Source organism: Bacillus sp. FDAARGOS_527 (assembly GCF_003812125.1).
In the GTDB taxonomy this organism is placed as follows: domain Bacteria; phylum Bacillota; class Bacilli; order Bacillales; family Bacillaceae_G; genus Bacillus_A; species Bacillus_A paranthracis.
In genome coordinates this window covers 4,830,001-4,840,000 of record NZ_CP033795.1, presented here as the reverse complement: position 1 = coordinate 4,840,000, position 10,000 = coordinate 4,830,001, and the positions used below count along the sequence as shown (strand labels likewise).

Sequence of the window (10,000 nt, the reverse complement as noted above, 5' to 3'; positions counted from 1 at the left end):
ATAAAGTTAGTTTGTCTAGCATCATAAAATAAAAATTGACGTTTCACGTTGTTTGTTTCGTTCAGTTTTCAAAGAACTACTTAGTCGCTCATTTGCGACTTCCTTATGTTAACATTTTCATCTTTCAATGTCAACTAAGTTTTTCATTTCGTTTTTCGCTTTCGACGTTAATGTCATCGGCGACTTGTTCTATATTACACTTCTATACTCTAATCGTCAATACTTTTTATCCTTTTTATTTTATAAATTATAAAGGGTATTTTTATAATCCTTCCCTAAAGATTAATAAACTAGTGCAGTCATTTTCATAATCGACAGTTTCTACTTTCTAAAGAATGAATATCAAGCCAAACAAATATATATTAAAAGTAGCTTTTTCATTTCGATTACATTCACAATTATCTCCTACCACTTCTCTCTAGGAATTATAAATACACCATACATTTACTAAAAATCTAATTGACTTAGGAGGCGTTATGAAATGCATGTTAATAAGAAAATCATTTATGTATCCCATGATGCCCATTTCCACGGAGCACAGCTGCTTTCTTTACATACTATTAAAGCTCTTAAAGAAAACTTTCATTACTCCGTCGCAATTATTTCTATTGGAACGGGCATTTTAATCCACGATTTTCAAAAGTATGGTCCTGTTTATTGCCTAGAGGAAGATTACCCAACGGACAAAAAGATCGAATCATTAATAAAGAAGTTATTAGCACAAGACTATACCATCGCCATATGTAGTACCGTCATAAGTGGTGACATAGTTGCATTACTAGCTAAACATAATATAAAAGTTATTTCATTAATACATGAATTGCCGCATTTAATACAACAATACTCTGCTGTGGGGAAGGCTAGAAACATTGCCCAATTTGCTTACAAAATTGTCTTTCCTTCACAGTACGTGTATGAAAAATTCCTTACAATCACCCAATTAGACCATCAAAAGTGCCACATCCTCCCTCAAGGTTTGTTTAACCATAATCCTTATAAGAACAACATTGCAAAAGCGAGAAACGAATTACGAAAAAAACACAACCTGCCTCTAGATAGCAAAATTATTTTGGGGGTAGGTTTCGCTGACCATCGAAAAGGGATAGATTTATTCTCACTTATTGCTTACTCAGTAAGAAAGATTCATAAAAATATTCATTTTATCTGGGTTGGGAGAACGGATGTTCACTTTTTAAACACGCTATCACCAAGATATACAGCACATTTCACATTAGTGGAGCCTACTCCAGATATCGGTTTATATAACGCTGGGGCTGACTTATATTTATTAACTTCAAGAGAAGATCCTTTCCCAAACGTGGTTTTAGAAGCATTAGATACAAAGGTCCCTGTTATAGGGTTTAAAAACGCTGGAGGTTTTGAAGATGTTGTTACGGAACAAACCGGTGCATTAGTAGACTATTTAAACTTACCGATGATGCTGGAAAAAATATATGAATTTATCGGGGATGAAGATTTACGATTACAGAAAGGGACCTTTGGCCAAGAACTTATTGAAAAAGATTTCAACTTTCTTCATTACGTTTATCAATTATTAAACTTGCTTGAGCATAATTATAAAAAAATAAGCGTCATTATACCGAACTATAATTACGAAAAATACTTACCCGAACGAGTTACATCAATATTAAATCAAACCTATCCCCTTTACGAACTAATTTTCCTAGACGATGCCTCTACTGACAATAGCGTATCTACATTTGAAAAGGTGCTCTCAAACGAAAATAAACACCACCTGAAAGTTCAGCAAATTATTAACGATAAAAACTCTGGTTCTGTATTTAATCAATGGATAAAAGGTGTCTCTGCAGCAACCGGTGATTATATTTGGATTGCTGAGGCCGATGACTTATGTGATCAGACATTTTTAGAAGAAGTAATACAAGGGTTTCATATAGATAGTGATGTTTCCTTAAGTTACACACAATCAAAACAAATAGATGAACAAGGGAATATCTTGGCCAATCATTATTTGGATTACACAAACGATATTGATAAGAACAAATGGCTGCGTTCTTATGTCCGAAAAGGGATAGATGAAATACAAGATACGTTACTTATCAAAAACACCATACCTAATGTCTCAAGTGTAGTTTTTAAAAACATAGATATAAAAACTACAGCAAAACAATTGGAAAAGTTTAAAGTAGCTGGCGATTGGTTTTTCTATGTTTCTCTCCTTAAAGAGGGGAACATTTATTTTAATCCAAAACCTCTAAACTATCATAGACGACATACAAATAGCGTAACAAGAACAGAAGATTCATATTCCCATTACAGTGAAGTTGTACAAATGCAGAATTTCATTAAAGATACCTTTACTATCGACGACATTTCAAAAAAGAAAATGTACGCATATAGAAAGTACCTTAAAGCATATTTGAAAGTTTGATTATAATATTTTCTTTACCATCCGTATCTCTTATAGATATTACTATTATTTAAGGGAGGGTTACTCTTTGAAAGAATTTATAGAGGCAAATAAAGATTTGATTTCTCAAATTGCACAAAACTACAATGTAAATGCAAGTATCCACCCAGAGGATCATATCTTTCAATTCCTTGTCACGAATCCAGTCTTTCCATCTAAAAAAGAAGCAATAGATTATTATTTTAAAGATGGAAGAAAATCAGCAGAAACACTCTTAGATTTAACGACTTCCTTTTATCCCCCTGTAGATACTCCAATTAAATTATTAGAATTCGCATCCGGATATGGCTGCGTAACACGTCATTTATTAAACCTACAAACGAACTTACGTATAACTGCCTGTGATATACATGAAGAGGCCATTACTTTTCTTGAACGCACATTACATACATCATCTATCTTATCTCATCCTGAACCTGAACAAATAAAATTATCGTCTACGTATAATATCGTTTTTGGCCTATCCTTTTTTTCTCATATGCCTGATACAACTTGGTTTCGTTGGCTTCAGACATTGTATAACGCAGTTTCCCCTGGCGGCTTATTCATTTTCACAACTCATGGATATCAAAGTAAAAAGTACTTCGGCTTTCCCGCTTTAAATGAACGGGGTTATTGGTTTCTTCCCTCTAGCGAACAACTCGATTTAGATGTTCATCAATACGGGCAAACGATCGTTAGCCCCTCTTACGTATGTGACAAAATTAAATTATTACCTTATAATCCTATCATCAAAAAATACACTGAAGGTTTTTGGTGGGAACATCAAGATCTTTGGGTAATAAAAAAAGAAATAAAATAATAAACCACGCTCTACTTATACAGAAGTAGGGCATGGCTTATTATTTTTTACTATATAAGAACTCTTCAATCCATAGCTTATTTAATCTAATTCCACTTTTGAAATCCACTTTCGGTTCCCAATTACATTCTCGTCTTACTCTATCTATATTTAAAATGATTTTTTGAACGTTTTCTTGCTTTTGTTTATAGCAGATAAAGTCCACTTTTCTTTCCGTTAATTTCTCCAATTCTACTATAATTCGTTTTAAAGAGAGACCCTTTCCGCTGCCTATATTATACACACAAAATTTCAAGTGATTTAATTGCGATAGTTGTATAGTAACTTCCACTAAATCATCGATATAAATATAATCTCGAATAATTTCTTGTGGATTCCCATATATATTAATCTTTTCATTACTGAGATGCTGATACAAAAAACAATTTATTGCTCCAACTTTCTTTAACGGGTTCTGATATTTTCCATACGGATTAGAATATCTACATACAACATAATCCATTCCATACTTTTTCTTATAAAAGTACAAATAATTTTCAAGCGACACTTTTGTTATTCCATAAGGAGAAAGTGGTTTTAACGGATGTTTCTCATCAATAGGTAAATATTCTGGTTCACCATAAACTGTGCCTCCAGAAGATGCTAATACGATTTTTTTAATGGGGAAATTTTTAGCACTTTCCATGAAATTAAGAAAAAAAAGGCTACTGTTTATATCTCCGAAAACATCTTCAATTGAAGTTGTTACATTAGACGTTGCAGCTAAATAAATAATAATATCCACATTCACTAAAGCTTTATATATATCTTCAACATTTGCTAAATCACCTTTAATAAATTCAACCTCATTTATAATATTTTGAGGAAAATTATTTATATGCCTGGAAAATACTTTTACGTTTTGACCTTGTTTCAATAAACCTAATGCGAGGTTAATACCAATGAAACTATTTCCACCTACTATTAAATAATTATTCTTCCCCATAATATCCTCTCTAGTAATAAGATTTTTACTTATCACACCTGTAAATACAAATAAATGAACTTGGACAATTCTATTATTCTTTCTCTTATAATTGTATGCCTCTTATACATTTTCATTATCTTTATTTTCTGTTTAGAATTGCTGTCTTATCTAAGATGACCGAAAAACACTCATAATATTTACTCATTTCCATGAATATATTGGATTAGTAAAGCCTTCTCCATAAATAAAACTTTCAAAAAGGAGCATTAAATTTATGAAGAATGTAAATCAAGAGCTGTTAAATCATGTAATTCTACATAAAGACCGAATTCCACATTTCCATAAAGACTTTCCCCTGATACTATTCTGGAGCCACAGAAGCGGATGTACTACATTAGCTAATTGGTTCTTTTTTCAAATTGGATTATTTACTGAAGCAAAAAAATACCATGACTTTATTCATTACTATGAATTCTGGGTGTATAAAAACAGCACCAACTACATACCAGAGTTACAAAATGGTCTTCTAGCAGCAAAAAAAGATGTTTGTAAACTTGTGCGGAATCCCTATACAAGGGCTGTCAGCTCATTTTTATTACTTGCTGACAATCCATATGCTAGCCCTCAATGGGAAAGTATCCGCCAGTATTTGTATAATGACAAATATAGTAACCAAGGAATATCATTTAAACAATTTTTATATTACATTCGAGCATTCGGTTCCAATTCCGTAGCAATGGACATACATTTCAGTCAGCAATACGTTCCAGGTGAAGAAAATTTTATCCAACACTATATTCCTTTAGAAGATTTTAATACACAAATCACCAAGTTAGAACACACGTACGATTTACTTAAATCCTATTTAGCGCTACTTACAAGCTCAGATCATCATCGCGCTCATAAGATGATTTATACAGGAAACTATGCGGAACTCAGCCTTACAGATGCGGCCTTCCCTCGCTTTCCAACATATGAAAGTTTTTATGATAAAGAAACAATGGAGTTAGTTACAGAAATATATGCACAGGACTTTGAAATGTATCCTTACATAAAAGGAGTATTTTAAGTCGATACATCATTCTCCAATGAATACAAGTGAATGTATCGCATAGCATAAAGTGAAACTTTAATTAATGTGGGTTCCCTACTTTTCACCCGCCCTCTTTGATTTCGCTAATTGTTGGCGTATGTCATATGTATTTTTCACACAGGAGTGATGTCATGTGGAAGGTAATTTAAAGCACAATACTGGATACTGTGTTATTTGCGAGAAAGAAGCTATATTTATAGAGCATAATGATTGGCTTAGAGATCACTACTTATGTTCTACATGCCACTCTATACCGAGGCAACGAGCTTTAATCCATGTTTTAAATACATTTTTCCCAAAATGGGGTTCCTATCATATCCACGAATCCTCTCCTGGAGGGATTACGACTCAGCTACTAATAAAAAACTGTAAAAACTATACATATTCTCAATACTTTAAAAACTACCCTCTTGGTCAATACTTTCAAGGAATTAGATGTGAGAACTTAGAAGACATGAATTTCCAAAATGAATCTTTTGATTTGTTCATTACGCAAGATGTCTTTGAACATGTAATGGAGCCAAAAAAAGCCTTTAAAGAAATAGAACGTGTATTAAAGCCTGGTGGCGCTCATGTGTTTACTGTCCCTTGGTATCATACACTCCCAAAGACTTTACAAAGAGCAAGAATAAATAAAGAAGGAATTGAGTATATAGAAGAGCCAATTTATCATGGAAATCCTATTGATGAGAATGGATCTTTAGTAACATTTGATTGGGGGCAAGATATGATTGAATATATTTATACCCATGCAAACATGTATACAATTGTTTATTTACAAAAGGATAGATCACTAGGATTAGATGCTGAATTTCTACATGTTTTTATTAGTAAAAAACACGAACATAATTTTTAGGCACTATATAATTTGGAGGTTAACAAATGAATAACTTTAAGTTAGGAAGTGATTTTGATAACCTTGTTAGTCCACTTTCTGATGTTGAACTTCTAAATCTATTTATACAAAGTTGTTCACAAACAAAGATAAATGGCATCCCAGTACCTATGTTCCCTCCTGAAGAAATTCAACAACAGTTTGTAGGTGCTTCCTATGAACATGCTCTTTATGAAGCATATTTGTTTTATAGCCATGTAAAAACATATGCCCAAAATTTAGGTGTTCCCTTGAATAAAGAACGTAAAATTTTAGACTTTGGTTGCGGGTGGGGAAGAATTATACGCTTTTTTTTCAAAGATGTTCGCGATGAAAATTTACTTGGGATTGATGTAGATCCAGCAATGATTAACATTTGCAATGAAACGTTAGGAAGAGGAATATATAAAACCGCCAATCCACAACCTCCTGTAGAATTTATTAATGACAATTCATTGGACATCATATTCGCTTATTCTGTATTCTCACATTTATCCGAAGAAACTGCAGAACATTGGATAAAGGAATTTTCAAGAATTCTTCGTCCAGGTGGAATCTTCATCGCTACAACACAAGCACGCTATTTTCTCGATTACTGTCAACAATTCAAGGAACACCCTGAATTTATTCAAACGGGTTGGCATAAAACTTTATCTCAAGCTTTTCCAGATATAAATCGGGCCATCTCGGATTATGAAAGCGGCAATTTTGTCCACAGTCCTACAGGAGCCGGAGACGTTAGAAATAGTAGCTTCTACGGAGAAACCGTTATACCTAGAACTTATATTAAAAATCACTATGAGAAGTATTTAAAGCTACGGGACTTTTTTGATGATGCAAACCGATTACCCCAAGCCCTATTTGTTCTCCAAAAAGATTAACTCTTTTCTTACATGGTAATGCACATAATTTTATAATGAAAATTACTTTTCATCTCAGCCATATATATTAAATCACCCAAGATTCCTCTATCGAGCAAACTGTAAACTCGATTCAAAAAATCAAAAGTAACTTCCCACCACTTTGAACTACGAAGAACATAAGGGGGATATACCTTGAAAATTATTGCTTTTTACTTACCACAGTTTCATCAAATAAAAGAAAATGACCGATGGTGGGGAAAAGGTTTTACTGAATGGACAAATACTAAAAGTGCACGGCCTTTATTTTCAAAACATTATCAACCTAGAGAACCTTATCAAGACTTTTATTATGACTTAACGGACCCATCCGTAAGAAAGTGGCAAGCAGAAATCGCTAAAGCACACGGCATATATGGTTTTTGTTATTACCATTACTGGTTTAAAGGAAAAAGGCTATTGGAGACACCCTTTAATGAAGTACTTAAGACGGGCGAACCAGATTTTCCATTTTGCCTTTCTTGGGCAAATGAACCGTGGACAAAAACTTGGGATGGTCTTGATAGTCATATATTAATGCCTCAAAATTATGGAGAGTTATCGGATTGGAAAGAACACTTCGACTATTTATTACAAGCTTTCCAAGATGAAAGGTATATTCGTATAGATGATAAACCACTATTCATTATTTACCGTCCTGGGCATATCCCTGACTGTGAGCAAATGCTTAATTACTGGAATACACTCGCACAAGAAAATGGTTTGAAAGGTATATACTTCGCAGAAACATTAAACAGCTTTCCACTTCCTAATATAAATGGATTTGATGCTAGCATTCAATTCGAACCTTTTTATACAATTGCTCACGATAGTTCTTCCGACATAAATAAGATAATATATGAATCTAGTAAACAAATAAACGCTTGGGATTATGATAAAGTGTGGATGTATATATTAAAGCGATCTCCTTCAGAGAAAAAAACATTTCCCGGTGCCTTTGTTGACTGGGATAACACAGCACGCCGCAAAGATTTAAATAGCAGCATTTTCGTAGGCTCTACTCCTGAGAAGTTCACGATATATTTAAGTAAGCAAATCCAGCGCACCTATTCTCTTTACAACAGCGAGTTTTTATTTATTAATGCGTGGAATGAATGGGCAGAAGGTACTTACTTAGAACCAGATAAAAAGCATGGCTTTGCCTATTTAGAAGGAGTTAAACAAGCAATTAACAGAGGCATGAAAGCATACAAAAAAGACGAGTCATTCTGACTCGTCTTAAGCTTGCTTGGCGACGTCCTACTCTCACAGGGACAAGGTCCCAACTACCATCGGCGCTAGAGAGCTTAACTTCCGTGTTCGGTATGGGAACGGGTGTGACCTCTCTGCCATCATCACCAAACTATGAAGGCATATTCCTTCAAAACTAGATAACATTTGCTACATATTATATGGTTAAGTCCTCGATCTATTAGTATTCGTCAGCTCCACATGTCACCATGCTTCCACCTCGAACCTATCAACCTGATCATCTTTCAGGGATCTTACTAGCTTACGCTATGGGAAATCTCATCTTGAGGGGGGCTTCATGCTTAGATGCTTTCAGCACTTATCCCTTCCGCACATAGCTACCCAGCTATGCCCTTGGCAGAACAACTGGTACACCAGCGGTGCGTCCATCCCGGTCCTCTCGTACTAAGGACAGCTCCTCTCAAATTTCCTACGCCCACGACGGATAGGGACCGAACTGTCTCACGACGTTCTGAACCCAGCTCGCGTACCGCTTTAATGGGCGAACAGCCCAACCCTTGGGACCGACTACAGCCCCAGGATGCGATGAGCCGACATCGAGGTGCCAAACCTCCCCGTCGATGTGGACTCTTGGGGGAGATAAGCCTGTTATCCCCGGGGTAGCTTTTATCCGTTGAGCGATGGCCCTTCCATGCGGAACCACCGGATCACTAAGCCCGACTTTCGTCCCTGCTCGACTTGTAGGTCTCGCAGTCAAGCTCCCTTATGCCTTTGCACTCTACGAATGATTTCCAACCATTCTGAGGGAACCTTTGGGCGCCTCCGTTACATTTTAGGAGGCGACCGCCCCAGTCAAACTGCCCACCTGACACTGTCTCCCGGGTCGATAAGACCCGTAGGTTAGAATTTCAATACAGTCAGGGCGGTATCCCACCAGCGCCTCCACCGAAGCTAGCGCTCCGGTTTCAAAGGCTCCCGCCTATCCTGTACAAACTGTACCAAAATTCAATATCAGGCTACAGTAAAGCTCCACGGGGTCTTTCCGTCCTGTCGCGGGTAACCTGCATCTTCACAGGTACTATAATTTCACCGAGTCTCTGGTTGAGACAGTGCCCAAATCGTTACACCTTTCGTGCGGGTCGGAACTTACCCGACAAGGAATTTCGCTACCTTAGGACCGTTATAGTTACGGCCGCCGTTTACTGGGGCTTCAGTTCAGAGCTTCGCTTACGCTAACCCCTCTCCTTAACCTTCCAGCACCGGGCAGGTGTCACCCCCTATACTTCGCCTTACGGCTTCGCAGAGAGCTGTGTTTTTGCTAAACAGTCGCTTGGGCCTATTCACTGCGGCTTTCCGTTAAGAAAGCACCCCTTCTCCCGAAGTTACGGGGTCATTTTGCCGAGTTCCTTAACCAGAGTTCTCTCGCACACCTTAGGATTCTCTCCTCGCCTACCTGTGTCGGTTTGCGGTACAGGCACCTTTTATCTCGCTAGAAGCTTTTCTTGGCAGCGGGGAATCAAAGACTTCGCTCCATAAGGAGCTTCCCCATCACAGCTCAGCCTTTACGATAAGCGGATTTGCCTACTTATCAGCCTAACTGCTTGGACGTGCACAACCAATCGCACGCTTCTTCTATCCTTCTGCGTCCCTCCATTGCTCAAACGATAAAGAGGTGGTACAGGAATATCAACCTGTTGTCCA

General features: G+C 36.5%; 7 protein-coding genes and 3 rRNA genes (2 of these 10 running past the window's edge). 6 read left to right on the top strand and 4 right to left on the bottom strand.

Features of this window, described 5'->3' with window-relative positions:
• Nucleotides 1-4 (bottom strand): 16S ribosomal RNA (locus EGX95_RS27955) (it extends 1,548 nt beyond the left edge of the window).
• 477 nt (nucleotides 5-481) lie between these two features.
• On the opposite strand from EGX95_RS27955, the gene EGX95_RS27950 reads away from it, so the two are divergent.
• Both EGX95_RS27950 and EGX95_RS27945 read left to right on the top strand, forming a co-directional pair.
• Complete coding sequence (locus EGX95_RS27950; RefSeq protein ID WP_063246610.1) at nucleotides 482-2,413, top strand: glycosyltransferase; 1,932 nt, start codon at nucleotides 482-484, stop codon at nucleotides 2,411-2,413.
• 67 nt (nucleotides 2,414-2,480) lie between these two features.
• Nucleotides 2,481-3,254, top strand: a complete 774-nt coding sequence (locus tag EGX95_RS27945) for a class I SAM-dependent methyltransferase (RefSeq protein ID WP_000657500.1) — start codon at nucleotides 2,481-2,483, stop codon at nucleotides 3,252-3,254.
• Nucleotides 3,255-3,294: 40 nt separating this feature from the next.
• Here the strand turns inward: EGX95_RS27945 and EGX95_RS27940 are convergent, their stop codons facing one another.
• Entirely contained in the window at nucleotides 3,295-4,239 is a 945-nt protein-coding gene (locus EGX95_RS27940; RefSeq protein WP_000517672.1) for an NAD-dependent epimerase/dehydratase family protein, read from the bottom strand.
• A 256-nt stretch (nucleotides 4,240-4,495) separates the two neighbouring features.
• On the opposite strand from EGX95_RS27940, the gene EGX95_RS27935 reads away from it, so the two are divergent.
• The 4 genes from EGX95_RS27935 (at nucleotide 4,496) to EGX95_RS27920 (ending at nucleotide 8,320) form a co-directional block, all read left to right on the top strand.
• Nucleotides 4,496-5,290: a sulfotransferase family 2 domain-containing protein gene (locus EGX95_RS27935; protein WP_000800265.1), complete on the top strand. Its 795-nt coding sequence runs from the start codon at nucleotides 4,496-4,498 to the stop codon at nucleotides 5,288-5,290.
• A gap of 157 nt (nucleotides 5,291-5,447) precedes the next feature.
• Nucleotides 5,448-6,170 (top strand): class I SAM-dependent methyltransferase, encoded by a 723-nt coding sequence (locus EGX95_RS27930; RefSeq protein WP_000398935.1) that lies wholly within the window; start codon nucleotides 5,448-5,450, stop codon nucleotides 6,168-6,170.
• A gap of 26 nt (nucleotides 6,171-6,196) precedes the next feature.
• Nucleotides 6,197-7,069 carry a class I SAM-dependent methyltransferase gene (locus EGX95_RS27925; protein WP_001058702.1) on the top strand — a complete coding sequence of 291 codons (873 nt, stop codon included), beginning with the start codon at nucleotides 6,197-6,199 and terminating at the stop codon, nucleotides 7,067-7,069.
• 174 nt (nucleotides 7,070-7,243) lie between these two features.
• On the top strand, nucleotides 7,244-8,320 hold the full coding sequence (locus EGX95_RS27920; protein ID WP_000691008.1) for a glycosyltransferase WbsX family protein: 1,077 nt from the start codon (nucleotides 7,244-7,246) through the stop codon (nucleotides 8,318-8,320).
• A 14-nt stretch (nucleotides 8,321-8,334) separates the two neighbouring features.
• Here the strand turns inward: EGX95_RS27920 and rrf are convergent.
• Nucleotides 8,335-8,450, bottom strand: a 5S ribosomal RNA gene (gene rrf / locus EGX95_RS27915).
• A gap of 49 nt (nucleotides 8,451-8,499) precedes the next feature.
• A 23S ribosomal RNA gene (locus tag EGX95_RS27910) occupies nucleotides 8,500-10,000 on the bottom strand (it continues 1,422 nt past the right edge of the window).